At 47.6% G+C, this 23,232-nt stretch carries 25 protein-coding genes; 1 reads left to right on the forward strand and 24 read right to left on the reverse strand.

What is annotated here, in order from left to right; all coding sequences use genetic code 11:
* Positions 1–18 precede the first annotated feature (18 nt).
* The 12 genes from ACSQ8O_RS00915 to ACSQ8O_RS00970 all read right to left on the reverse strand — a co-directional run bounded on the left by ACSQ8O_RS00915 (position 19) and on the right by ACSQ8O_RS00970 (position 13,311).
* Positions 19–2,526: a S8 family serine peptidase gene (locus ACSQ8O_RS00915; RefSeq protein ID WP_436240112.1), complete on the reverse strand. Its 2,508-nt coding sequence runs from the start codon at positions 2,524–2,526 to the stop codon at positions 19–21.
* 416 nt (positions 2,527–2,942) lie between these two features.
* Positions 2,943–4,454, reverse strand: coding sequence for an NADH-quinone oxidoreductase subunit N (locus ACSQ8O_RS00920; protein ID WP_436240113.1), 1,512 nt, complete (start codon positions 4,452–4,454; stop codon positions 2,943–2,945).
* Between the two features lie 4 nt (positions 4,455–4,458).
* Positions 4,459–6,081 carry a complex I subunit 4 family protein gene (locus tag ACSQ8O_RS00925; protein WP_056611647.1) on the reverse strand — a complete coding sequence of 541 codons (1,623 nt, stop codon included), beginning with the start codon at positions 6,079–6,081 and terminating at the stop codon, positions 4,459–4,461.
* Positions 6,071–7,993 carry an NADH-quinone oxidoreductase subunit L gene (gene nuoL / locus ACSQ8O_RS00930; protein WP_436240114.1) on the reverse strand — a complete coding sequence of 641 codons (1,923 nt, stop codon included), beginning with the start codon at positions 7,991–7,993 and terminating at the stop codon, positions 6,071–6,073. The genes ACSQ8O_RS00925 and nuoL overlap by 11 nt, the downstream gene beginning before the upstream one ends.
* A gap of 15 nt (positions 7,994–8,008) precedes the next feature.
* Positions 8,009–8,320, reverse strand: a complete 312-nt coding sequence (nuoK, locus tag ACSQ8O_RS00935) for an NADH-quinone oxidoreductase subunit NuoK (RefSeq protein ID WP_436240115.1) — start codon at positions 8,318–8,320, stop codon at positions 8,009–8,011.
* A 2-nt stretch (positions 8,321–8,322) separates the two neighbouring features.
* Entirely contained in the window at positions 8,323–8,853 is a 531-nt protein-coding gene (locus ACSQ8O_RS00940; protein WP_056611655.1) for an NADH-quinone oxidoreductase subunit J, read from the reverse strand.
* Positions 8,846–9,298: an NADH-quinone oxidoreductase subunit NuoI gene (gene nuoI / locus ACSQ8O_RS00945; protein ID WP_056611658.1), complete on the reverse strand. Its 453-nt coding sequence runs from the start codon at positions 9,296–9,298 to the stop codon at positions 8,846–8,848. Before nuoI ends, ACSQ8O_RS00940 begins: the two co-directional genes overlap by 8 nt.
* Before the next feature lie 104 nt (positions 9,299–9,402).
* The gene (gene nuoH / locus ACSQ8O_RS00950) at positions 9,403–10,407 is read right to left on the reverse strand and encodes an NADH-quinone oxidoreductase subunit NuoH (protein ID WP_056611661.1); all 1,005 of its coding nucleotides are present in this window, start codon (positions 10,405–10,407) and stop codon (positions 9,403–9,405) included.
* Complete coding sequence (locus ACSQ8O_RS00955) at positions 10,407–11,507, reverse strand: NADH-quinone oxidoreductase subunit D (RefSeq protein ID WP_056611664.1); 1,101 nt, start codon at positions 11,505–11,507, stop codon at positions 10,407–10,409. The genes nuoH and ACSQ8O_RS00955 overlap by 1 nt, the downstream gene beginning before the upstream one ends.
* Positions 11,508–11,510: 3 nt before the next feature.
* A complete protein-coding gene (locus ACSQ8O_RS00960; protein WP_436240116.1) occupies positions 11,511–12,446 on the reverse strand; it encodes an NADH-quinone oxidoreductase subunit C in 936 nt (311 codons plus the stop codon).
* Complete coding sequence (locus ACSQ8O_RS00965) at positions 12,443–12,961, reverse strand: NuoB/complex I 20 kDa subunit family protein (protein WP_056611667.1); 519 nt, start codon at positions 12,959–12,961, stop codon at positions 12,443–12,445. The genes ACSQ8O_RS00960 and ACSQ8O_RS00965 overlap by 4 nt, the downstream gene beginning before the upstream one ends.
* Positions 12,946–13,311 carry an NADH-quinone oxidoreductase subunit A gene (locus tag ACSQ8O_RS00970; protein WP_057313434.1) on the reverse strand — a complete coding sequence of 122 codons (366 nt, stop codon included), beginning with the start codon at positions 13,309–13,311 and terminating at the stop codon, positions 12,946–12,948. Before ACSQ8O_RS00970 ends, ACSQ8O_RS00965 begins: the two co-directional genes overlap by 16 nt.
* Before the next feature lie 220 nt (positions 13,312–13,531).
* On the opposite strand from ACSQ8O_RS00970, the gene ACSQ8O_RS00975 reads away from it, so the two are divergent.
* A complete protein-coding gene (locus ACSQ8O_RS00975; RefSeq protein WP_157256841.1) occupies positions 13,532–13,696 on the forward strand; it encodes a hypothetical protein in 165 nt (54 codons plus the stop codon).
* Positions 13,697–13,809: 113 nt separating this feature from the next.
* Here ACSQ8O_RS00975 and ACSQ8O_RS00980 read toward each other — a convergent pair whose 3' ends face one another.
* From ACSQ8O_RS00980 to upp, 12 genes are all read right to left on the reverse strand, one after another.
* The gene (locus ACSQ8O_RS00980) at positions 13,810–14,214 is read right to left on the reverse strand and encodes a F0F1 ATP synthase subunit epsilon (RefSeq protein WP_056611670.1); all 405 of its coding nucleotides are present in this window, start codon (positions 14,212–14,214) and stop codon (positions 13,810–13,812) included.
* 55 nt (positions 14,215–14,269) lie between these two features.
* Positions 14,270–15,667 (reverse strand): F0F1 ATP synthase subunit beta, encoded by a 1,398-nt coding sequence (atpD, locus tag ACSQ8O_RS00985; protein ID WP_056611673.1) that lies wholly within the window; start codon positions 15,665–15,667, stop codon positions 14,270–14,272.
* A 48-nt stretch (positions 15,668–15,715) separates the two neighbouring features.
* A complete protein-coding gene (atpG, locus tag ACSQ8O_RS00990) occupies positions 15,716–16,573 on the reverse strand; it encodes an ATP synthase F1 subunit gamma (RefSeq protein ID WP_029195659.1) in 858 nt (285 codons plus the stop codon).
* A 125-nt stretch (positions 16,574–16,698) separates the two neighbouring features.
* The gene (gene atpA, locus ACSQ8O_RS00995; RefSeq protein WP_056611676.1) at positions 16,699–18,213 is read right to left on the reverse strand and encodes a F0F1 ATP synthase subunit alpha; all 1,515 of its coding nucleotides are present in this window, start codon (positions 18,211–18,213) and stop codon (positions 16,699–16,701) included.
* A 32-nt stretch (positions 18,214–18,245) separates the two neighbouring features.
* On the reverse strand, positions 18,246–18,779 hold the full coding sequence (locus ACSQ8O_RS01000) for a F0F1 ATP synthase subunit delta (RefSeq protein ID WP_056611679.1): 534 nt from the start codon (positions 18,777–18,779) through the stop codon (positions 18,246–18,248).
* The gene (atpF, locus tag ACSQ8O_RS01005) at positions 18,776–19,261 is read right to left on the reverse strand and encodes a F0F1 ATP synthase subunit B (RefSeq protein ID WP_056611682.1); all 486 of its coding nucleotides are present in this window, start codon (positions 19,259–19,261) and stop codon (positions 18,776–18,778) included. Before atpF ends, ACSQ8O_RS01000 begins: the two co-directional genes overlap by 4 nt.
* A gap of 78 nt (positions 19,262–19,339) precedes the next feature.
* Positions 19,340–19,564 (reverse strand): F0F1 ATP synthase subunit C, encoded by a 225-nt coding sequence (atpE, locus tag ACSQ8O_RS01010; protein WP_028556930.1) that lies wholly within the window; start codon positions 19,562–19,564, stop codon positions 19,340–19,342.
* Between the two features lie 79 nt (positions 19,565–19,643).
* Positions 19,644–20,351, reverse strand: coding sequence for a F0F1 ATP synthase subunit A (atpB, locus tag ACSQ8O_RS01015; protein WP_310501116.1), 708 nt, complete (start codon positions 20,349–20,351; stop codon positions 19,644–19,646).
* Between the two features lie 37 nt (positions 20,352–20,388).
* Positions 20,389–20,769, reverse strand: a complete 381-nt coding sequence (locus ACSQ8O_RS01020; protein ID WP_056611685.1) for an ATP synthase subunit I — start codon at positions 20,767–20,769, stop codon at positions 20,389–20,391.
* Positions 20,769–20,990: an AtpZ/AtpI family protein gene (locus tag ACSQ8O_RS01025; protein ID WP_056611689.1), complete on the reverse strand. Its 222-nt coding sequence runs from the start codon at positions 20,988–20,990 to the stop codon at positions 20,769–20,771. Before ACSQ8O_RS01025 ends, ACSQ8O_RS01020 begins: the two co-directional genes overlap by 1 nt.
* A 223-nt stretch (positions 20,991–21,213) precedes the next feature.
* Entirely contained in the window at positions 21,214–22,350 is a 1,137-nt protein-coding gene (wecB, locus tag ACSQ8O_RS01030; RefSeq protein ID WP_436240117.1) for a non-hydrolyzing UDP-N-acetylglucosamine 2-epimerase, read from the reverse strand.
* Between the two features lie 109 nt (positions 22,351–22,459).
* Positions 22,460–23,089, reverse strand: a complete 630-nt coding sequence (gene upp, locus ACSQ8O_RS01035) for a uracil phosphoribosyltransferase (RefSeq protein WP_056611696.1) — start codon at positions 23,087–23,089, stop codon at positions 22,460–22,462.
* Positions 23,090–23,232: the final 143 nt, after the last annotated feature.

The following is a 23,232-nucleotide window of genomic DNA, read 5'->3' on the forward strand; positions in this document are numbered from 1 at the left end:
GGTCACTCCTCTTCAATTTTACCGATTTACAACTCTCGCCAGCAAAGTCACAAATTCAGCCCGTGTTGCCTGATCTTCTGGATGGAAGGTACCATCGGGAAATCCGCTGATCCAACCATCTGCCGCCATCTGTTTGAGAATGCCTACACCCCAATAAGATTCACTCACATCGCTAAAAGGTGCATTGCCTCTCAGCTTCCCTGTCATATTCATACTGCGCGCAAGCATTTGTGTCATTTCCATACGGGTCAGCTTGCCGTCGGGTTTAAATGTCCCATCCGGGTAACCATCTACGATGGAGGCTTGAACGGTTTTAGCTATATCCGCGTAAGCCCAATGCGAAACGGCTAGATCGCTGAATCGCAAATCCTTGCGTTTCGATAAACGCAAAGCACGAGACAGCACGGTTGCCGCTTCAGCTCTTGTAATGGATTGATTCGGTGCAAAACGATAATTCCCGTAGCCGCTAATCATCCCTTGCTCGGTAAGCTTGCTAATGGCATCTTGTGCCCAATGTCCAGCAATATCAACATACCCGCTGACCAGCCCATAACTGTTCAACTGTAAGCGATACATCTGACTCATGAACCACTGGTTCGCCTGGAGCTTAATATAATACGTTCCTTCGGGCAACGGCTTCTCGAAATTAAGCTGACTCGAACCACTGTCACTACGATAGGTGCCTTGTTCCTGCAACGAGTTATTATACAACGTCGCATATAACGTACGTGAGGTAGGAATATTCGTCAATCTGATCTGGGCCAAACTATCGGAAGTCAATCGGAACTCGAACCAATCAACGTCTTCATTTTTACTAAAAACACCTTCATACCCTGCATTCATCGCAGCAAAAGTAGCTTGATACGATTTGTCATTCGGTTCGTTCGCATCAATCAATTTAGGCGTATACTCTATCTCTAACGTGTATTCACCCGTAATCGGTCCGGTATAATCCTTCACATTACTAACACGAATATAATATTGCCCAGGAAGCACTTCCATCTGGGAGCTCACTTCGATACCGCCATCGCCCGCTTGATCGATCGTCGTCGACTTCTCCCCTTCTTTCTGGAAAAGAAGCATTGGATCAATCCGTCCCGTATCCGTAGATAGTCTGAGGCGCATCGTGCCCGAGTGTTCAAGCGTGAGTGCGAACCAATCGATATCGCCTTTTTCATGAAACGTGCCTCGAATGGTCTGACTACGTTCTGGCAATGAAAAAGCTTTATACTGCTTATCATTATCCTCAAAAGGATCCGTATAAATAACAAAATCTGTTTGCAACGTGTAATTAAGCAGTGTCTTGCGTGCTCGATCAACATTCTCCAACTGCACATAGGTAATGCCTTTGGTCACAGCTACAGTGAACGACTGGCTTCCCTCAGCAGCTCCACTAGCCGCGACAAAGCTCTGTCCAGAATCAATATTCACACGAATACCTGCGCCGTCCTCGGGCTGTACTGCTAACTGAATATAACCGTCGTAAGCTGCATCAATCGCATACCAGTCTTGGTCCTGCCCTGAGCTGAGGTTCGCTTTGACTACCGTATGATTAGGAAGTGAAGCGGCCTGACTCGCAAGATCATTCGGCTCGAAGCGATCTTGCTTATAAGGCTCCGTCAGTGCCTTTTCGATATTCAATAAGCCATAACCCGTCTTAGCGTCCCACCCTCTGGACATTAAGTCCGTGGCTGTTTGCTCGAGCTGTGAGCGCACTTGATACGCCGACATAGCCGGATATTTCCCCCATACTAGTGCAGCTGCGGCTGCCACTTGCGGCGCAGCCATTGAGCTTCCATCTTGATACTGGTAGCCACCGCCAAGCGCCGTCGTGTAGACGTCCCATGGCGCCATAATATCGAGCTCTGGACCGTAATTTGATCGTGGATCAGCCTGTTTATTGGTGCTAACACCGCCAACAGAAAGCACAGTTGGATACGCCGCAGGGTATTTCACACTCGTGCTTTCATTACCAACAGCGGCGACGAGCAAGACATTGTGATCCTCTGCGTATTGCACAATACCTGCCAGATAATCCGAGTATTTGTTCAACCCCAAGGAAAGGACTACGATTTTCGCCCCGTGATCCACGGCATATTTAATGCCTTCACCCAGCTTAGCTTCACCGCCAGTTCCATCTGCTTCAAGTGCCTTGATTGGCATAATTCTGGCATTAGGGGCAATGCCCGCGATGCCTTTATCGTTATTAATCGCAGCGGCAATCAAGCCGGCTACGTTCGTTCCATGTCCATTATCATCAAAAGGCTTCTTCGAAGCCTGCAGCAAGTTCACACCATCCACTAAATTGCCAGTTAAATCTGGATGTCCAAGGTCAACGCCTGTATCAACCACGGCGACAACGATCGGCGTACGGGCATCACCTGCCGCAGCCCATGCTTGGTCAACGCGAATCATATCCAGATAAGTTTGCTTCACTCTCATGGGATCCGAAGACACCGCATAAGCCGCATCTACGTTAGGCACGAAACCCGTTAGTCCTAAGACTAGCATAGTCATCAATATCATGGGGCCCACGTATCTAAAAGTAGTCATCACATCAGGTCCTTTATCCCAAATTGAATCTCTTTGTCATTTACTTACCACATAAGAAAGTATACGTTTTCGGTGTTCGAAAACAGCTTTGTTATTGGCGATAAAATTTACATCTAAACGCGGTCGCTCATCTTCGAGGTGCCTCGATAAAAGTTTTCTCATATATCTATACCATATTAAACATCTTCTCGATACCTATAACGGTTCATCTTCGCAAAAAGTTCAGATCTTAGTAAATATTTTTTAAAGTATTTTCTGGGAGTTGCCCGTAGCTCATCTAAATAATGTAAATATTGGGTCATCGGACCTATTCGCCTTTATTTCCGGGGAAATGAGATGAAAAAAAGCCCTCCCTACATTTACGTAGGAAAGGCTGATTAGGGTACAGATTATTGGATGATAAAATCCTTCGTCAAAGTAAAGACGCTCTCGATGCCTTTCAGTACCAAGTGCGGAACCACACCAAGTGCTACGCTGATTAGCGCACATAGCCAAACGGTTATGCCTAACGGCACGGACACTTTGATCGCGGCTGGCTCGTAATCGCTGCGCATGAACATTTGACGCACGATGCTGAAATAGTAGTAGAACGAAACAACGCTGGTTGCGATCATTAGAGCACCAAGCCAGTATTGCTGCGTCTGCATCGTTCCTAAAATAATGTAGAGCTTACCGAAAAATCCGCCTGATAACGGAATACCAGCTAAGGAAAGAATAATCAATACCATCGCCACAGCTGTTAAAGGTGCGCGATAGTACAGACCCGCGAAGCCTTTGGCTTCGGTATGACCTTCGGCCTGCTCGATAATCATCAATACAGCGAAAGCTCCGATGTTCATAAACATATACGCGATTAAGTAGAATATGAATTCCGAGAAATTAGCATAATGCGTGGCCGAAAAGTACGTTCCAATCGGAACGAGCAAATAACCTGCATTGGCAATTCCCGAATAGGCGAGTAGCCTTTTCATATTCGTTTGCTTCAGCGCAATGAAATTCCCCACTACCATCGCAATAGCCGCCATAACGGAGATCGCTAGGAATACATCGGATTGCAATTTACTCTCTCCGAAGTCGCTGAATCCGAATAAGACATAAAAGACACGGAACAAGATGGCGAACCCGGCCGCTTTGGACACGACAGCCAAAAATGCCGTAACCGGTGTTGGCGCACCTTCATAAACATCTGGCGCCCAACTGTGGAAAGGTGCGGCGGCAATTTTGAAACCGAATCCTGCCAGCAGTAAGAAGAAAGCAACGTAGAGCAGCGGCTCGTACGATGTTACCAACGTAGGAAGGGCTGCGCCAATCTCTTGCAGATTCGCAGAACCTACCATCCCATACAGGAAGGACATGCCATACAGGATAATCGCGGATGAGATACCTCCCATCACCAAGTATTTGAATGCTCCTTCATTGGATTTCTTGTCTTTCTTCTTCATAGCTACCATGAGGTAAGAAGTGATGCTCAGCAATTCCAACCCGACATAGAGTGTAATCAAATCACCCGAAGACGACATGATCATAGCCCCTAGCGCTGCAGGCAAATAGAAGTAATAATACTCTCCGACATGCGGGATGCTATCCTCTTTCACGAAGCCTAAGCTCATAAAGACGATGAGTCCCGTACCGACAAGGGTACATAATTTAAGTAAGTTCGAGAAGTCGTCAACGCGATAGCTTTGATTCAAGAGTTGAATCGCTTCGTCCGGATTCAGCTGCAAGACAACGAACACGGCAGAAATCGCGATGCCGACCAGGGTCAACCATCCGATAATCGAACGACTGAATCGGTTCGGCAGAACCAAATCCAAGAGAGATAGGATGATCGCGGTAGCAACCAGCGCAAGCTCAGGGAGCAGATACGATAAATCACTAGCATGGAGTCTAATCTGTTCCACTGGACTAACCTCCTATCTTCCCGGCTACGCTATGGATCAATTGATCCAAGCTGCCAATGGTTTGTTGAAGCGGCTGGCTCAGCACGCTTGGGTACACGCCCAGCAAGAGAATGAACGCGACCAAGGTAATCATCGGCACAGCCTCGATGAGACGCGCGTCGCGCATCCCTTGCTGCAGTAAGCTCGGCTGCTTAGGGCCGAACGTGATGTTCAGCACCCCGCGCAACACGTAAACCGCTGCGAAGATAATACCCAGTGTACCGACAATCGCGTACACACGGTGGGTTTCAAAGAGTCCGACGAACGCGAGGAACTCACTGATGAAGCCGGATAAGCCTGGCAATCCGAGCGAGGCCATGCCCCCAATCAGCAGAATACCGCTGATGAAGGGGATATTGCGAGCGAGACCGCCCAAGCGATCGAGCTGTGTGGTTTCGGTTCGCTCGTAGATGCTGCCGACGAGCAAGAACATCAGGGCTGAAATAAGACCGTGTGAGATCAGCTGGAACACTGCGCCTTGCAGACCTGCAATGTTGAATGCAGCAAGTCCCAACAGGACGATGCCCATATGGCTAATACTCGAGTAGGCGAGCACGAGTTTGAAGTCCTTCTGGACCATCGCGAGCAACGCGCCGTACACGATGTTAATGACACCGAGGAGCGCGAGCACCCACGCCCATTGCTGAGCTTCCGCCGGGAAGAATAGAATGCCGAAACGGATAAGGCCGTAGGCCCCCATTTTGAGCAAAATCCCGGAGTGAATCATAACAACAGCAGGCGGAGCCTCTGTATGTACTTTCAGCATCCACGTATGGAACGGGAAGATCGGCAGCTTGATCCCGAAAGCGACCAGCAGCATGATGAACACGGTCCATTTCATGTTTTGACTCATAAAGAATGGCGTACCGCTTTGATTCACATAAGCCTCAGGGGCCTGCAATAGATTGTGTGCAATCGTATGAATGTCGCCGCTGTAGTAAATGATAGCCTCTGTCTGCGATGGATCTTGGTTAAATCCTGCAGTCGTAACCAGAATAAGGAAGGCAATCAGCATAATTGCCGAGCCAAGACCGTTATACAGCAAGAAGCGGTTTGCCGCTTGCTCTCGGTTCATATACCCCCAAATTCCGATCAAGAAGAACATCGGCACGAGTGTAATTTCGAAGAACAGGAAGAACAAGAAGAGATCCTGTGCCATGAATACACCGAACATCCCCGTTTCTAGCAAGAGGAACAAAATGAAATACGTTTTCCATCGTTTCTTGATGTAAACAGACGCTAATGCGGCCATCGACGAAATCAGCGCTGTTAGAAAGACGAGCGGCAACGAAATGCCATCGACAGCTAACGAATATTTAAACTCGAAGAAGAATTGTGTAATTTGTTGAATACCCTCGTGGTTTAAAGGGACTTTGATCCAATCGAGCTGTTCTTTGTACTGTAGTGGATCCCCTTGATAGTTATAGTCCACATACAGCCATGCCGCCAAAATCAGCGGAATCAGCGTCGTGACGATACCTACCGTTTTGATCAGACGTCCACGATCACCCCGAAGGAAGAGCAGGACGAGCACACCAAGCAGAGGTGAGAAGGCAATCATACTAAGAATGGGTAAGTTAGCCGGCATGTATGAACCTCCTTCCTGCAATGGCAAGTGCCAGAATCAGCATCCCGAGCAGCATGATGACCCCGTAGGACTGCAGTTGACCATTTTGGAGTCGGGAGCCTAAGCGTCCAAGACTAACCACGGTGAAAGCAACTAAGCGTACAATCCCGTCAATAATGTAAATATCAATCAATTCCAGGATATAGCCAAGGCCTCGAAGTGGTTTGACAACAATGGTGTCATAGATTTCATCGATGAAATATTTGCGATTTAGTAAAGTATACAACCAAGGTAATTTACCCGAAACAATGTCCCGAGGGATGGTACGTTTGAGATAGATCAGGTAACCCAAGCCAATTCCGAGTACGCCAGCTAATGTGGACAAAATAATAACCGTCCAGTTAGCCGCCTCCTCATGGTCTTGCCCTGTTAACCAGTGACCCAGCCATTCATTGAATGGCGTATTCACGAAGCCTGCCACGACAGCAAGCACAGCAAGCACGATAAGCGGTGTTGTCATCGAAGCTGGAGATTCATGCGGCTCATGTGCGTGGTTATGCTCATGATCATCGTGATCCTCCGAAGCCACTGCTTTCGCTCTAGACGAGCCCATAAACACAAGGAAGAACAGGCGTGACATATAGAAAGCGGTGAAGAAAGCCGCAATCACACCGACCCAGAACAGAAGTTGATTATGCTCGTACGCTTCTGTCAGAATCATATCCTTCGACCAGAAGCCTGCGAATGGGAAGATACCGGCTAAAGCCAGCGTTCCGATCCCGAAGGTCCAGGTCGTGATTTTCATTTTGCGGGATAAGCCGCCCATTTCGTTGATGTTCTGCGTATGAACCGCGTGAATCACACTGCCTGCACCCAAGAAGAGCAGCGCTTTAAAGAAGGCATGTGTAAACAAGTGGAACATTCCTGACGTAATTGAAACGCCAATCCCCAGTGCCATCATCATGTAGCCGAGTTGACTCACAGTCGAGTAAGCGAGAATCCGCTTAATATCGTTCTGCGCGATACCGATGGTGGCTGCAAAAATGGCGGTAAATCCACCCACATAAGCTACAACCGTCAACGCATCCGGCGAAGCATGGAAAATATCGAACGTACGTGCCACAAGATACACCCCAGCAGCTACCATCGTTGCGGCATGGATCAGCGCCGAGATCGGCGTTGGCCCTTCCATGGCATCAGGTAACCACGTGTGCAGCGGGAATTGTCCGGATTTACCCATCGCCCCGATGAAAATCAGAACTGCGATCCATGTAACGATCGTAGGGTCGATTTTGCCCGTGGTGAAGGCATTATGTATCGATGTGAAATCTAGCGCATGTCCTGGCATGTAGAGATACAACAGGAGGATCGCGATAAACAAGCCCACATCCCCGATGCGGGTGACGATGAATGCCTTTTTGGCGGCAGCCTTCGCCTCTGGCTTGAAGTACCAGAATCCGACGAGCAAGAAGGAACATACCCCTACTAGCTCCCAGAAGATGTAAAGCTCCAGCATATTTTCAGAAATAACAAGGCCTAGCATGGAGAAGGAGAACAGCGCAATATAGCCGAAAAACACGTGAATACGCTCGTCGCCTTTCATGTAGCCTTTGGAATAAATATTCACCAGCAGTGAAACCAGCGTAACAATTACGAGCATCAGGGAGTTTAGATTGGTGACCTCAAACCCCATCTTCAGCGTAAAATCGCCCACTTGCAGCCAGTTCATTTTATCCCAGGTGAAATCCTCAACATTGCCGCCAATCCGCTCCACAAATATGAGCAAAGCCACAATGAATGAAAGCAGCATCGCAAAAATGCTAATGTAAATCCCCAAATCTTTCAGTTGACGCCCCATTGCCGTAAGCGCTAGAAAAGCAAGCAACGGAAACAATGGAATGAGCCAGGCGTACTGTGAATAGTCCGATACCATAGCCTTGTTAGCCTCCTAGCGCTTCATAGAATCCAAATCAGTCACTTCGACAGTGCCTTTGTTTCGGTAAATCGTGATTAATATCGCAATCCCCACAGCCGCCTCAGCAGCTGCAATTGTAATGTTAAATAAGGAGAAAATTTGCCCCGTCAATGCGGGGTGATCTCCTAGTTTCGAGAAGGCAATCAAATTCAAGTTCACCGCATTGAGCATAAGCTCGATGGAGAGCAAGACGATAACCCCGTTTTTCTTCGTTAATGCACCGTATAGTCCAATGCAGAATAGGATCGCCGCTAATGTAAGATAAGGAGTAATTAAGTTACCCAACGCTAATCCTCCTCTCTCTTCGCGACTACGATGGCACCGATGAACGCTACCGTCAGCAGTACGGACATGATTTCGAAGGGAATGACATGCACGTTATACAGCAGCTTTCCGATTTCGAGCGTATTATCCTTGCCAGCATCCAATGTCCCCGAAGAGACGAAGGTCGATTTCTGAATCGCATAGAACAACACGCCGAACAATCCCACAGCGCCAAGAATGGCCAAGCCTTCATGCCATGGACGCTTAAGTCCCTCGTCTTCACCCTGTCTATGCTTCGTCATCATAATGCCGAAAATCATCAGAATGGAGATGGCACCAGCATAAATTAAGACCTGCACGAAAGCGACAAACTCCGCTTCAAGGATGACATACAGGCCAGCCAAGCTGATAAACGTGAGGGCCACTGCAACAACCATGTGAACGACTTTCGTAAAAGAGATCATAAAGATCGCCCCGCCGATCGCGAGCAACGCGAAAATGAAGAACGCCCAACTCGTACCGCTGGATAAGAAATCGCCAAGTCCACTAAACATCTTTCTTCGCGCCCCCTTTAGGCATCGCAGAATTGTTCTCTTGACGAATGTTTTGGGTGTTGTTGCTCAGCCACTCCATATTTTTGAACAAATCATCCCGACTATAGCTGCTGAGCTCAAAATTGTTCGTCATCACGATGGCTTCTGTCGGACACACTTCTGTGCACAGGTCGCACAGGATACAAATTTCGAAGTTGATGTCATACGTATCAATGACCTTCCCCTTTTTCTCAGGGTCTGGGTTCGCTTTTCCAGTTAACGTAATACACTCCGTCGGGCACACACGCGCACATTGATTGCACACAATGCATTTCTCGGGATCAAAATATTGAATACCACGAAAGCGATCCGGCATTTTAATCGGAACTTCCGGGTATGCGTACGTTACTTTCTTCTCAGTCAAATGCTTGAACGTGAAGCCTAAACCTTTCATAATGCCCTTCATGTGTTTCAACTCCTTCAAGTTTTGCGTTAGCAAAACTAACTTCGAAAGCATGGACTTAAAGTTTTGCGGAGGAAGATCCGACCAAGATCAGCTTTCTTGCTTGTTTAGAAGATGGTCATGATAATCGCCGTCACCAGCATGTTGACGAGTGCCAGTGGAAGCAGCACTTTCCAGCCGAACCCCATCAATTGATCAATTCGAACACGTGGCAGTGTCGCCCGCAACCAGAAGAGGAAGAACACGACCGATGAGAATTTCAACAGGAACCAGATAACGCCTGGTATGAAATCAAGGAATCCGAATGGCGCATGCCATCCACCAAGGAAAATCAGACTCACCAGTGAAGCAATGACGAAGACGTACACATACTCGGATAGCATGAAGAAAGCGAAGCGGAAACCGCTGTATTCAACATGATAGCCCGCAACGAGCTCAGATTCTGCTTCTGGCAAGTCAAACGGCGTACGATTAAGCTCCGACACACCTGCAATCACGAAAATAATGAAACCCAGGATCTGCGGAATGAAATTCCAGTGCCAGAAACCGCCTGTTTGGTGATCAACAATCGTATGCAGATTCAGGCTGCCCGTCATCATAATTACACCAACAACCGAAATAACTAACGGAACTTCATAACTAATCATTTGAGCTGCCGAACGCATGCCGCCCAGCAACGCATATTTATTGTTGGATGCCCAACCGCCTAGAATAATTCCGATGGTTGAGATCCCTGTCAGTGCCACGTAATAAAGCAATCCCACATTCAAATTGGCACCAAACATCCGATCCGAGAACGGAATGGTCGCAATGATCGTAAAGGACGGGATAAAAGTAATGATTGGTGCGAGTATGAAAAGCTCACGCTCAGCTTTCTTAGGGATCGTATCTTCCTTAATGAGAAGCTTGAATACGTCGGCGACGCTTTGCAGCAGCCCAAAAGGTCCTGTCCGGTTCGGTCCGATCCGCAGCTGCATCCAGCCGATGACCTTACGCTCGAAGTAGATCGCATAGGTAACGAACCCCAACACGAGCATGAGCATCACGATGCCCCAGAATAGGAATACGAAGAAGTTCGTCCATGTCAGACTCTCCTCCAATAAATTGACCATTAGGCATCCACCTCCCCAACGACAATATCGATGCCGCCCAGAATCGTAATTAGATTGGTCATCGATTCCCCAACCAGAAGCTTGGGCAGGATTTGCAGATTCACGAAGGACGGTCTGCGAAATTTCAAGCGGTACGGTTCTTGCTTACCTCGGGAAATAATATGACAGCCTATTTCCCCACGTGGAGACTCAATTGCTGCGTAAATTTCGCCTTCTGGCGGGCGAATGACTCTAGGCACTTTGCCCATCGTCTCGCCACCCTCAGGGAACACGTCTAAGGCTTGTTCCAGGATGCGAAGGGATTGTTTGATTTCTTCCATACGTATTAAATAACGGTCATAGCAATCCCCACCACTGCGCACAGGCACATCGAACTGGAAGCGGCTGTACAGGCTGTAGGGCTGCGTTTTGCGAATATCCCAGTCAACACCCGTACAACGCAGGTTCGCCCCGCTAAGGCCATACGCAATGGCTGTCTCAGCGTCATATTTGCCTACACCCTTAATCCGTGACAGGAATATCTCATTTCCGGTGACAAGCGTGTGATATTCTTCTAATTTGCCGTACATATACGGCACGAATTTCCGTACCTTCTCGATCCAGCCGTCTGGTGCGTCCCATTTCACGCCGCCTACACGCATGTAGTTGTATGTTAAACGCGCGCCACACAGTTCGTTGAAGAGATCGATAATGATTTCACGGTCACGGAACGCATACAAGAACGGGCTCATTGCTCCGATATCCAGCAGGTATGTTCCCCACCACACCATGTGTGAGGCGATCCGTTGCAGCTCCATCACGATTAAGCGAAGAAATTCCGCTCGTTCCGGCACTTCGAGTTGCATCATTCTCTCTACGGCGTTAACTAACGCGTAGTTGGTCGTCATCGCCGATACATAATCCATTCGGTCTGTGTACGGGATGATTTGGGTATAGCTGAGATTCTCAGCCAATTTCTCTGTTCCTCTATGTAAGTAGCCCATAACGGGTATTGCTTCTCGAATGACTTCACCATCCAGCTTTACAATCACGCGGAAAACGCCGTGTGTACTGGGATGCTGAGGACCAACGTTTAACAGGAGCTCTTCTGTCCGTAACACGTGCTACACCTCCGGGTCAAGCGGTTCGTAGTCTTTGCGCAGTGGATGACCCACCCAATCATCAGGCATCATGATCCGTACTAAGTTCGGGTGGCCAGGGAAGTCGATGCCGAAAAGGTCAAAGGCTTCGCGCTCGTTCCAGTTGGCCGTCGGCCAGACATCAGCTACCGAAGGTATGCTAGGTTGCTCACGGTCTGTCTTCACCTTCACACAATACTCATGCTTGTGTGTAAGGGAAAGCAGATGATACGCCACCTCAAGGTGCGTTTCTTGATCCACACCGGAAAGATTGCGCAAGTAATCACAGCGCAGCTCTTCGTGATTCCGAAGCGTCAGCGCGGCCTGCGGCCAGCGCGAGCTGTGAATGACGACGTAAGGACGATGCGCGTCCCTTTCGTTGATGAAGGATTCGACGACGGCGTCTTCGCCTGCCTCGGCCTTCAAGATCGCAACCAGCCGGTCCAGCAGCGGCTGGTTCGGTGATGGCTCCTTCGGCGCGGCTGGATCCGCCGATTCGGGCTTCGCTCCGCGTGCTGCGGCTCGCGCGGCGCGGGCTTCTGCGGCGGCCTGGGCTTTGGCCGCCTTCTCTTCGTCAGAGCCAGCGTCTGCGGACGCTGGAGTTGCTGCCCCGGCGGGCGCAGGTTCGCCCGCGTCAGCAGTGGCCGCGCGCGCTGCGAGGCGCGCGGCTCTTGCCGCGGCGCGCTCTGCCGCCGCGTCGGTGGCTGCTGGCGTGCTTGCAGCCGACAGCTCGCTGGCTTCGGTTTTGCTCTCCGAGCTTCCTACCGTCGGATTCGTATCCACAACTTCCGTTTTGTTCTCAACCGGTGGGCTTCCCGCTTTAGCGGGCTCGCTGCCTACCACTTTGCCTTCCTCTTTTCCATCCTCACCAACAGGAGGAGTCGGAACCGTGGTTTCTTCCGGCTTGTTCTCCTCACTCATCGATTGATCACCTGCTTCCCAGTCTTCGCTTCATAACGAATCTTCTCCTGAAGCTTGTTGATGCCATAGATCAGCGCAGCTGGATTCGGCGGACAACCTGGGATATACACGTCCACTGGAACGATTTGGTCGACACCCTTCACGACCGAGTACGATTTCACATACGGTCCGCCTGCTGTTGCACAGGAGCCCATCGCGATAACCCACTTTGGTTCAGGCATTTGTTCATAAAGTCGGCGCAACAAAGGAGCCATTTTCTTCGTAACTGTCCCTGCTACAATCATGACATCTGATTGCCTTGGTGACGTACGGAAGATGACTCCGAATCGGTCTAAATCATAGTGAGAACCGCCTGTTCCCATCATTTCGATTGCACAACAAGCCAAGCCAAAGGTTAATGGCCAAAGCGAATTACTGCGAGCCCAAGCTTTTACCTGCTCCAGTGTTGTCATAAATACATTACGGTTTATTTCTTCCCGTTCCTCGGGAGAGATTGACTCTAGACTGAAGTCCATCGCAGCACCTTCTTCTTCCAAGCGTATATTAATCCTATGGCAAGCAAGGCAACAAAAATACACATTTCAATTAAAGCAAATAAACCAAGTTGATTAAAGGCAACGGCCCACGGATAGAGGAATACGGTCTCCACATCAAAGATGACAAACATCAAAGCGTACAAATAATATCGAATGTTAAACCGGATTTGTCCCTCACCTACTGGTTCATTCCCACTCTCATACGTCGTATACTTCTCATCGATGGGTTTACTCGGTCTTAACCATTTGCCAATCGTCAGCGCTGCTATGGGGAGGAAAATACCTAACCCTAGAAAAACCGCTACGATTACATAGTTATTTGTATACATCATGTGAATGTAACCGCCTCCATTTCTTATTTGCATTCCTTACGATTTCGATAGTTTTGGTAATAATCACCTATATTAGTATAACAAAAAGGGGTTTGGGCGTCGACATTAATTCTTTTCATATATGAGTAGCATTTCACAGAAGTGGGTAATACTATTCACTGGGCATTCTAGTCTTGTCCAAATTTCCTATTTTGATAAGCGAAAGGAATGATTTCTTATGGCAAATGCATCGAACGCTAATCACCAACATAGAACCAATGACAAGGTTACCGAAACCGGCCGCTATCGCGATGCCGACGGGCAAAGCATCGAGCTAGTTGCAGGTCAAACGTTCCCTCCATGCCCTAAAACAGGAGAATCCACAGTCTGGCATCACGCTTAAAAAGGAAATTATCAACGAGCTGTTCCTCTCCTCCGAGAGGGGCAGCTTTTTTCTTCGCCATTTCAAAGCAAAAAAGCGGAAGAACCGAAGTTCCCCCGCTTTTTCTCATATATTTATTTCCCGGACACACCGATACGATTTAATGCTCTTTGTAAGGAAGCTTCAGCACGTTTGAAATCTACGTTATCTTGCTTCGTTTCTGCAAGACGTTTCTCCGCACGCTCTTTCGCTGCTCTCGCACGATCGATATCAATTTGTTCAGGCAGCTCGGCGCTTTCCGCCAAAATAACCACCTTATCCTTGCGCACTTCCATGAAACCGCCGTTCACTGCGATGACTTCGTCTTTGGAGCCCGCTTTCTTCACAGTAATCGGAGCAATTCTAAGTGGAGTGACCAATGGAATGTGATTCGGCAGAATTCCAAGCTCCCCTTCAGCACCCTTCACGCTAACCATGTCCACTTGTTCAGCGTACACTTTGCGCTCCGGTGTTACAATTTCCAGTAGGAATGTACTCACTTGGATTCTCCTTCCTTAGAGTTTAGCAAAAGCTGATCTTAGCAAGATGCCAAGCTTACAGTGTTTTTGCTTTCTCGATAGCGTCCTCGATCGTTCCAACGTTGTGGAAAGCTACTTCAGGAAGGTTGTCGTGCTTACCTTCAAGAACTTCTTTGAAGCTGCGCACGGTATCTTTCATTGGTACATACAAGCCTGGGAATCCGTTGAACGGCTCAGCAACGTGAAGCGGCTGAGACAAGAACAGACGAAGACGACGCGCACGAGTAACGACCAATTTGTCCTCATCAGACAACTCATCCATACCCAAGATCGCGATGATATCCAGAAGCTCTTTGTAACGTTGAAGAATTTGTTTAACGCCTTGTGCTACTTTATAGTGCTCTTCACCAACGATTTCTGGTGTCAAAACACGGGAAGATGATGCTAGTGGATCTACCGCAGGGAAAATACCTGCAGCCGCGATGCTACGCTCCAAGTTCGTTGTTGCGTCCAAGTGAGCGAAAGCCGTTGCTGGAGCCGGATCCGTATAGTCATCGGCAGGAACGTAAATCGCTTGAATGGAAGTAACGGAACCTTTTTTCGTGGAGGTAATACGCTCTTGCAATTGACCCATTTCTGTCGCTAGGGTTGGTTGGTAACCTACCGCGGAAGGCATACGGCCTAACAAAGCGGAAACCTCGGAACCTGCTTGTGTGAAACGGAAGATGTTATCGATGAAGAGAAGAACGTCTCTTCCTTCTTCGTCACGGAAATACTCAGCCATTGTCAAACCGGACAAAGCTACGCGAAGACGCGCACCTGGAGGCTCGTTCATTTGACCGAATACCATCGCTGTTTTTGCAATAACGCCGGAGTCTTTCATCTCGTGGTAAAGGTCATTACCTTCACGAGTACGCTCACCAACGCCCGCAAATACGGAGATACCGCCGTGCTCTTGTGCAATGTTGTGAATTAGCTCTTGCATTGTTACCGTTTTACCTACGCCGGCACCACCGAAGAGACCAATTTTACCACCTTTTGCATAAGGAGCCATCAAGTCAATAACTTTGATACCCGTTTCAAGAATCTCTGATTTTGTCGACAAGTTGTCGAATGCAGGAGCTTCTTTGTGGATCGGGCTAGTAAATGTACGGTCAACCGTTTCGATACCATCGATCGGATCGCCCAATACGTTAAATACACGACCTAGTGTTGCTGCACCAACCGGTACAGTAATCGCTGCGCCAGTATCTGTTGCTACGGCACCACGTACAAGTCCGTCTGTTGAGGACATTGCTACGCAACGTACGAGGTTGTCACCAAGGTGAACAGCCGCTTCAACCGTCATAGTGGACTGTTGTCCACCTTCGGTTCTTTCAATTTTGATTGCATTCAGAATTTCAGGGAGTTGTCCGCGTTCGAACTCAATGTCGACGACAGGCCCTGTAATATTCACAACGCGCCCTTTGCTCATGGTTTCCCTCCTAAGTAAAGCTTGTGTCTCCATCGAGACCGTTTATCATTATGCGTTCGCGTTTGCTCCAGCGACGATTTCCGAAATTTCTTGCGTAATCGAAGCTTGGCGTGCACGGTTGTAAGCCAATGTGTAGCTGCTGATCATCTTCGTTGCATTCTTCGTTGCGGAGTTCATCGCTGTCATTCTCGCGCCAAACTCACTCGCTTTACCTTCCAGAACAGCACTGTAAATAAGCGTCTCAGCATATTTAGGGAGCAGTACTTCCAGAACGCCTTCCGGTGACGGCTCATACTCATAGCTAGCTGCAGCCACGCCGGATACATCTTCCATAGGAAGCAGACGAATCATGGTTGGAATTTGGGTAATCGCGTTTTGGAACTTGTTGTAAATCAGGAACAGTTGATCATACGTACCGTTAACGAAATTAGCAACCGCTGCTGTTGCAACAGGCTTAATATCCGAGAATTTAGGCGTATCCGGAACACCGGTTACTTCTTCAACAATCGGAATATTACGTTTCGAGAAGAAATTGCTTCCTTTACGTCCGATAACGAAGACGGAGTACTCAGCTGTTGATTTATGATTTTCACGAATTTCAGTCATTGCTTTACGCAACACGTTGGCATTGTAACCACCAGCTAGACCACGATCGGAAGTAATGACCAAATAGGCCGTTTTCTTCACTTCACGTGACTGTAGCATCGGGTGCTTCACGCCTTTGGTGCCAGCTGCAATGCTTGCAACCACTTCTTTCAACTTCTCGGAGTACGGACGTGCCGCTTCCGCTGATTGCTGTGCTCTACGTAAGTTAGCTGCTGCAACCATTTCCATTGCTCTCGTGATTTGCTTCGTGCTTTGTGTGGATTTAATTTGGCGCTTAATCTCGCGCATTCCTTTTGCCATACCTGCTCACCTCTCTTTTGAGGCTTATAAAGCCTTCATTCGAAGACCTGAATTCAGGCGTCCGCCTGCCCAGGATTCACATGGTAGGAAGAGCTTCACTTGACATGAAGCTCTTCCTTCATGATTTATTCAGAAACAGCAAAGCTCTTTTTAAATGTATTGATTGCGTCAACCAATGCTTTATCGTTATCCGCAGTAATATCTTTCGTATCACGAATGCTATTCAGAACTTCAGGACGGTTAGATTCCAAGAAAGCCAAGAATTGTGCTTCGAAACGCGTTACGTCTTGAACTGGAATATCATCCACATGACCTTTGACAACCGTGTATAGGGAAGCAACTTGCTTCTCCAAAGACATTGGTTGGTGAACGCCTTGTTTCAAGATTTCAAGCGTACGAACCCCACGATCCAAACGAGCTTTAGTCGCTCTATCCAAATCGGATCCGAATGCGGCAAACGCAGCAAGCTCACGATATTGTGCCAAATCCACACGAAGTGTACCCGCAACTTTTTTCATCGCTTTCGTTTGAGCGGAGCCCCCTACACGGGATACAGAGTTACCAACGTTAACCGCTGGACGCTGACCAGAGTAGAACAAATCGGATTCCAAGAAGATTTGACCATCGGTGATGGAAATTACGTTCGTTGGAATGTAAGCTGAGATGTCGCCTGCTTGTGTCTCGATGAATGGAAGCGCCGTAATGGAACCGCCACCTAGCTCATCGTTCAATTTCGCAGCACGCTCTAGCAAACGGGAGTGCAAATAGAATACGTCCCCTGGATAAGCTTCACGACCTGGTGGACGACGAAGCAAGAGGGACAACTCACGGTATGCGGCAGCTTGTTTGGACAAGTCATCGTATACGATAAGAACGTGCTCGCCTTTGTACATGAAGTACTCAGCCATAGCACAACCGGAGTATGGAGCTAACCATAGCATCGGTGAAGGCTCGGAAGCGGAAGCTGTTACTACGATTGTGTAGTCAAGCGCACCAGCAGCACGAAGGGTTTCAACAACACCTACAACTGTGGATTGTTTTTGACCAATTGCAACGTAGATACATTTAACGCCATTGCCTTTTTGGTTGATGATTGCGTCGATCGCAATCGCCGTTTTACCTGTTTGACGGTCACCAATGATCAACTCACGTTGACCACGGCCAACTGGTACCATAGCGTCAATCGCTTTAATACCTGTTTGCATTGGTTCATGTACGGATTTACGAGCCATTACGCCTGGAGCCATGTTCTCTACAGGGCGGAATGCTGTTGTATTGATTGGACCTCTGCCATCTACAGGTTGACCCAAGGAGTTAACTACACGACCTAGAAGTTCTTCACCAACTGGAACCTCCATGATACGGCCTGTACGTTTAACTTGGTCTCCTTCGCGAATATCACGGTAAGGTCCAAGAATAACGATACCTACGTTGCTTTCCTCAAGGTTAAAAGCATAGCCTAGTACGCCGCTCGGGAACTCAAGCAGCTCGCCTGCCATAACGTTTTCCAAGCCGTGAGCACGAGCAATACCGTCACCTACTTGAATGACTGTACCTACATCAACTACTTGGATATCGGAATTATAGTTTTCGATCTGTTGTTTAATCAATGAGCTGATTTCTTCAGGTTTGATACTCAACGAACTTCACCCCTATTCTTACAGTGGTTATATTAAACTAACGCTTTGGCCAAACGATCAAGTTTGCCTGCCAAGCTTCCATCATATAAACGATCACCGATACGCACTTGAATGCCGCCGAGCAGCTTAGGCTCAACTACAGACGAAACACGGATCGTTTTACCAGTTACTTTACTGAAATGTGAAGCTATCTCAGCTTGTTGTGCATCCGAAAGTACGTATGCAGAGTATACGGTCGCACTCGCTTGACCAAGCGCTTCATTTGCAACTTTGGCATAATCGTTCGCCAACGCTGAAACAATGGACTGTCTACCTTTATCAATCAAGACAAGCAGCGTGTTCCACACCGGTTCGGAAACTTTGCCTTCGAAAATCTGCTTCAGCAGGTCCGTTTTAGCGGTATTCCCGATGTTCGGATGGTTCAGGAACTTCTGCAAGTCTGCATTATCCCTAATCGCACTAGCTACAGATTTAAGCTCATCTTCAACTTGGGAAATAATATTCTTTTCCTTCGCTACTTCGAATAAAGCTTTGGCATAACGCTTCGCTACGACGATGTCACTCATACGTTGCCTCCTACCTCTTTGAGGTAATGCTCAACAAGTTCTTCTTGTGACTTTTCGTCGATTTGTTTCTCAATAATTTTGGATGCGATCAGAACGGACATCGCGCCAACTTGGCTGCGAAGAGCGGCAACCGCTTTGTTCTTCTCATTTTCGATATCTTTAAGCGCTTCGTCTTTCAGACGGTTTGCTTCTGCACTAGCTGCATGAATAATATCATCCGCTTGCTTGGAGCCTGTGTGCTTCGCTTGCTCAATGATGTCGTAAGCTTCCTTACGAGTTTGTTGCAGCGCTTGCTTTTGTTCCTCCAACAGTTGCTCTGCCTGTTTACGGCTAGTTTCAGCTGTTTGAATTTGATCTTTCACCAATTGTCTGCGTTTCTCCATCATGCCGAACAGAGGACCGAACGCAAATTTAGAAAGCAACAAATATAAAATTAAAAACGCGACAAGTTGTATCCAAAATGTGGACCATTCAATATGCAAGTAACGTCACTCCCTTCTGATAACATGGGCAAAACGAAGGCGTGGTGGCGACTTCGGCCATCAACGCCAAGCGGTTTCTTAAGCTTTTCCCATAAAGATGAACGCAAGAACCAATGCAACGACCGGCATTGCCTCAACTAGACCTACCCCGATAAACATTGTTGTTTGAAGCGTACCACGAAGTTCTGGTTGACGAGAAATACCTTCCAAAGCACGACCTACGATCAAACCGTTACCAATACCTGCACCTAGTGCTCCCAAACCGAATACGATACCTGCTGCTACTAATGCTATTGCTCCCATTGATAAAATCCTCCCTTAAACTCTTAGGTTTTTTGTTGTTTTATAAGTGACTCGAGACTTCCCGAGGTAAGTCTAATGCTTAGTGCTTTTCTTCATGAATCAATGTTTGTGAGATATAAACCATGGTCAACATCGTGAATACGAAGGCTTGAATCGCACCTACGAACACACTGAAGCCCTGCCATACGAAGAGAGGCGCAATTCCAAACCAACCTGCTCCAATAATGACAGATATCATGATTTCACCTGCATAAATGTTACCGTAAAGACGGAACGCAAGCGTAAGCGGCTTAGATACAACTTCAATTAAATGAAGGATCAACATTGCCCCTTTGAACTCAAAGTAATGCGCGAAGTAATGCTTCGTGTTACGAGTTATCCCTAAGTAATGACTTAGTACGATAACAACTACCGTTAGTGCTCCTGTAACAGCGATATCAGCTGTAGGTGATTTCCACCAAGATACATGATCTTCCGTCACGATTGAGAAAGGAAGGCCGAGCATGTTGCCGATAAAGATATACATGATGAGCGTAAGACCAAGTGCGATAAAACCTTTGCCATGCTTGGAACCGATCGTGCTTCCAATAATGCCTTCTACGAACTCAATCGTCCATTCCATGAAGTTTTGAAGTTTCGAAGGATTTGTTACGGATGCTCGGCTCGCTCCTGCAATAGCAAGAATTAGCACGATAACTGTGGTAATCCCGATCATCAGTAGTGCTGATGCATCGAAATCAATACCAAACCAATTATATATTGGCGCGTGATGTTCCATATTTTCCATTTTCACCCCTTTCATCCGTTGAAGTTACATCGTGGAATTACTTCTTTGACTTCTTAATAGAAAGAATACCCAGTACGAGTGTTGCCAATTGAGCAAAAAAGTATCCAACAATCGTCGTGGTTAATGCAACATGTTCGGGATACCTGACGGCAATCAAACCGACAAACCCCGCGATTGCTGCCCTTGTCAGAAAGCCAAGGGTTACCTTGCGCCCTGACTGCTCTATCGCAGCTGCTGCCAGCTTGTTAATCTTCCAGGCTAAGAACCTTGCATTGATCATACTCGCACAAGCTCCAAGCATTATCCCCGCAACGTAAATCCGGTAATCGACAAGAAGCGCCCATGCAGCCAAACAAAAGGATAAAAAGAAAAGAAATACATTTTGAACCGTTTTCAGAGTGGCTGAAAAGTCGTCCATCATAGCCCTCCGTACCGCTTAATCATGAAGTAAATGCTCATGATGCCGGTTACAAGCCCAAGTAAAAACCCGACTAACAACCAGATCTGTCCACCTAGTGCGCCACTCAACCAATCGCCGAAGAAATATCCGGCTGCCAAACATACGACAAGGTCTATGCCAATTGCACTAGTTAACGCTACTGCCCGCCAAGGATTATCATTGGAATTTGGCCGTTTCATTGCACCCTCCTGGGTGTTTTCCACATGGGAAAACGCGTCTCGTAGCTCATCTGCTACGAATCCTCATTCATTGTATCGAAGCCATGCTAAGTTTGTCAATTGACGGAACTTCATTTGTCACATCTCACAAAACTCCTTAGAGCCTTGCGGCTCTAGGGTTTGCGCTTTTTCAAACCGAACAGTCCAACTGTACGCTGTAGCGTTTGTCATGATTTTGTCACGGTTAGAAAGATTCCGGGCGTTCAGTAGTCCTACCGAAGTGATGAAGAATCGCTTGAACAATGCGTTCAGACGCTTTTCCGTCTCCGTAAGGGTTCGCAGCTTGGCTCATTTTATTGTACTGTTCTGGATCTGTCAGTAGCGCGCGCGCACGTGTGTAGACCACTTCTTCATCCGTACCAACTAGCTCCAAAGTCCCTGCTTGGATGCCTTCTGGACGCTCTGTTGTATCGCGAAGAACAAGAGCTGGAACTCCGAAGGTCGGCGCCTCTTCTTGAAGGCCGCCAGAGTCTGTCAGAATCATATACGTATACGGATAGAAATTATGCAGTTCGAAAACGTCAAGAGGGTCAATCAGTTTGATGCGTGGATGATTGCCTAGAATTTCATGGGCAGGCTCGAGAACCACCGGATTCGGATGAACCGGGTAAACAATCGCAATATCCTCAAACTCATCAGCGATGCGTTTCACGGCACGGAATATTTGGCGATGCGGCTCACCTTGAGCTTCCCGGCGATGAGCCGTCATCAAGATCAACTTGCGGCCTGCTGCCCATTCCAGCACAGGGTGATTGAACTTTTCCTGCACCGTGTACTTAAACACGTCTATGGCTGTATTACCCGTCACATAAATTTGGGACTCTGATTTATTTTCTTTGCGCAGGTTATCTGCGGATTGCTGTGTAGGCGCAAAATGAAGATCAGCGAGAACACCCGTTAATTGACGGTTCATTTCCTCTGGATATGGCGACAATTTGTTCCACGTCCGAAGACCCGCTTCCACGTGTCCTACTTGGATCTGCTGCATGAAGGCTGCATAGCTGGCAAGGAAAGTTGTTAGTGTGTCCCCATGCACGAGAATTAGATCTGGCTTCGCTTCTTGGAACACAGGCTCCAAGCCTTGCAGCACGCGCATCGTAATCTCATTCAGTGTTTGGCGATCCTTCATAACGTTAAGATCAAAGTTCGGTGTGATTTTGAAAATATCAAGCACTTGGTCCAACATTTGACGATGTTGTGCGGTTACGCATACCAGAGACTCAATCTGCTCAGGATGCTTCTCCAACTCGAGAATGAGTGGAGCCATTTTGATAGCTTCAGGTCTTGTTCCGAAGATCGTAATCACTTTTAAACGTTTCATCGGTTTCTTCTCCCCTTAAAGCTTTCCATAGGAAAGCTATCTTCGTAAGCATGAGCTTAGTTTTCTTACAGGAAAACTGACTTCGTAAGCTTTACTTTTGTTCAAAAAATTAATCCGTACCGTACAGTCGATCCCCTGCATCCCCGAGACCTGGCACGATGTAGCCATGATCATTCAAATGATCATCAACCGCTGCGACATAAATATCAACGTCTGGATGTTCTTTTTGTACAGAAGCTACGCCCTCAGGTGCTGCAATGAGACACATTAGCTTAATACGTGAGCAGCCTCTGCTTTTCAGCACGTCAATTGCTGCATTGGCAGATCCGCCTGTTGCAAGCATAGGATCAATAACGAGCAAATCCCGCTCCAACACATCGGTTGGCAACTTCACATAGTACTCAACAGGTTGGAGCGTATCCGGATCGCGGTAAAGACCAACATGTCCTACTTTTGCAGCTGGCATCAGCTTTAACACGCCGTCAACCATACCTAACCCCGCGCGCAAAATAGGAATCAGCCCTAACATTCTACCCGAGATAACTTGGCAATCTGCTGTTGTAACCGGCGTTTTCACTTGCACTTGTTGTAGTGGCAGATCTCTTGTAATTTCATACACCATTAATGTAGCAACTTCATCGACAAGGGCTCTAAAATCCTTCGTTGTTGTGTTCTCATCCCGAATATAAGTAAGCTTATGCTGGATAAGCGGATGATCGCAAATATGTACTTTACCCATATGTTCCTCCTAATTAAGCTTATAGGTCAGGCAAACCTCGTCCATTATATCATATGTTATCCAACTTATCTGCTGTAGAACCGCCATTTCTCTTGATGACTACTACAACGAAGCAGCGTGGTTTTCCTGCGGTTATAAAATCA

Origin of the sequence: Paenibacillus sp. LjRoot56 (assembly GCF_964253335.1) — a bacterium.
GTDB classification, from domain to species: Bacteria; Bacillota; Bacilli; order Paenibacillales; family NBRC-103111; genus Paenibacillus_E; species Paenibacillus_E allorhizoplanae.

Coding starts and splice junctions, on each gene's coding strand:
- atpB (WP_310501116.1), bottom strand. CDS start 20,351: ATGGAAAATATGGAACATCACGCGCCAATATATAATTGGTTTGGTATT.
- nuoL (WP_436240114.1), bottom strand. CDS start 7,993: ATGGTATCGGACTATTCACAGTACGCCTGGCTCATTCCATTGTTTCCG.
- ACSQ8O_RS01020 (WP_056611685.1), bottom strand. CDS start 20,769: ATGGACGACTTTTCAGCCACTCTGAAAACGGTTCAAAATGTATTTCTT.
- upp (WP_056611696.1), bottom strand. CDS start 23,089: ATGGGTAAAGTACATATTTGCGATCATCCGCTTATCCAGCATAAGCTT.
- wecB (WP_436240117.1), bottom strand. CDS start 22,350: ATGAAACGTTTAAAAGTGATTACGATCTTCGGAACAAGACCTGAAGCT.
- atpD (WP_056611673.1), bottom strand. CDS start 15,667: ATGAGCAAAGGGCGCGTTGTGAATATTACAGGGCCTGTCGTCGACATT.
- atpE (WP_028556930.1), bottom strand. CDS start 19,564: ATGGGAGCAATAGCATTAGTAGCAGCAGGTATCGTATTCGGTTTGGGA.
- ACSQ8O_RS01000 (WP_056611679.1), bottom strand. CDS start 18,779: ATGAGTGACATCGTCGTAGCGAAGCGTTATGCCAAAGCTTTATTCGAA.
- ACSQ8O_RS00970 (WP_057313434.1), bottom strand. CDS start 13,311: ATGTATACAAATAACTATGTAATCGTAGCGGTTTTTCTAGGGTTAGGT.
- nuoH (WP_056611661.1), bottom strand. CDS start 10,407: ATGGTCAATTTATTGGAGGAGAGTCTGACATGGACGAACTTCTTCGTA.
- ACSQ8O_RS00965 (WP_056611667.1), bottom strand. CDS start 12,961: ATGGACTTCAGTCTAGAGTCAATCTCTCCCGAGGAACGGGAAGAAATA.
- ACSQ8O_RS01025 (WP_056611689.1), bottom strand. CDS start 20,990: ATGAAACGGCCAAATTCCAATGATAATCCTTGGCGGGCAGTAGCGTTA.
- ACSQ8O_RS00915 (WP_436240112.1), bottom strand. CDS start 2,526: ATGATATTGATGACTATGCTAGTCTTAGGACTAACGGGTTTCGTGCCT.
- ACSQ8O_RS00975 (WP_157256841.1), top strand. CDS start 13,532: ATGGCAAATGCATCGAACGCTAATCACCAACATAGAACCAATGACAAG.
- atpG (WP_029195659.1), bottom strand. CDS start 16,573: ATGGCAAAAGGAATGCGCGAGATTAAGCGCCAAATTAAATCCACACAA.
- ACSQ8O_RS00925 (WP_056611647.1), bottom strand. CDS start 6,081: ATGCCGGCTAACTTACCCATTCTTAGTATGATTGCCTTCTCACCTCTG.
- ACSQ8O_RS00960 (WP_436240116.1), bottom strand. CDS start 12,446: ATGAGTGAGGAGAACAAGCCGGAAGAAACCACGGTTCCGACTCCTCCT.
- ACSQ8O_RS00940 (WP_056611655.1), bottom strand. CDS start 8,853: ATGTTTAGTGGACTTGGCGATTTCTTATCCAGCGGTACGAGTTGGGCG.
- nuoI (WP_056611658.1), bottom strand. CDS start 9,298: ATGAAGGGCATTATGAAAGGTTTAGGCTTCACGTTCAAGCATTTGACT.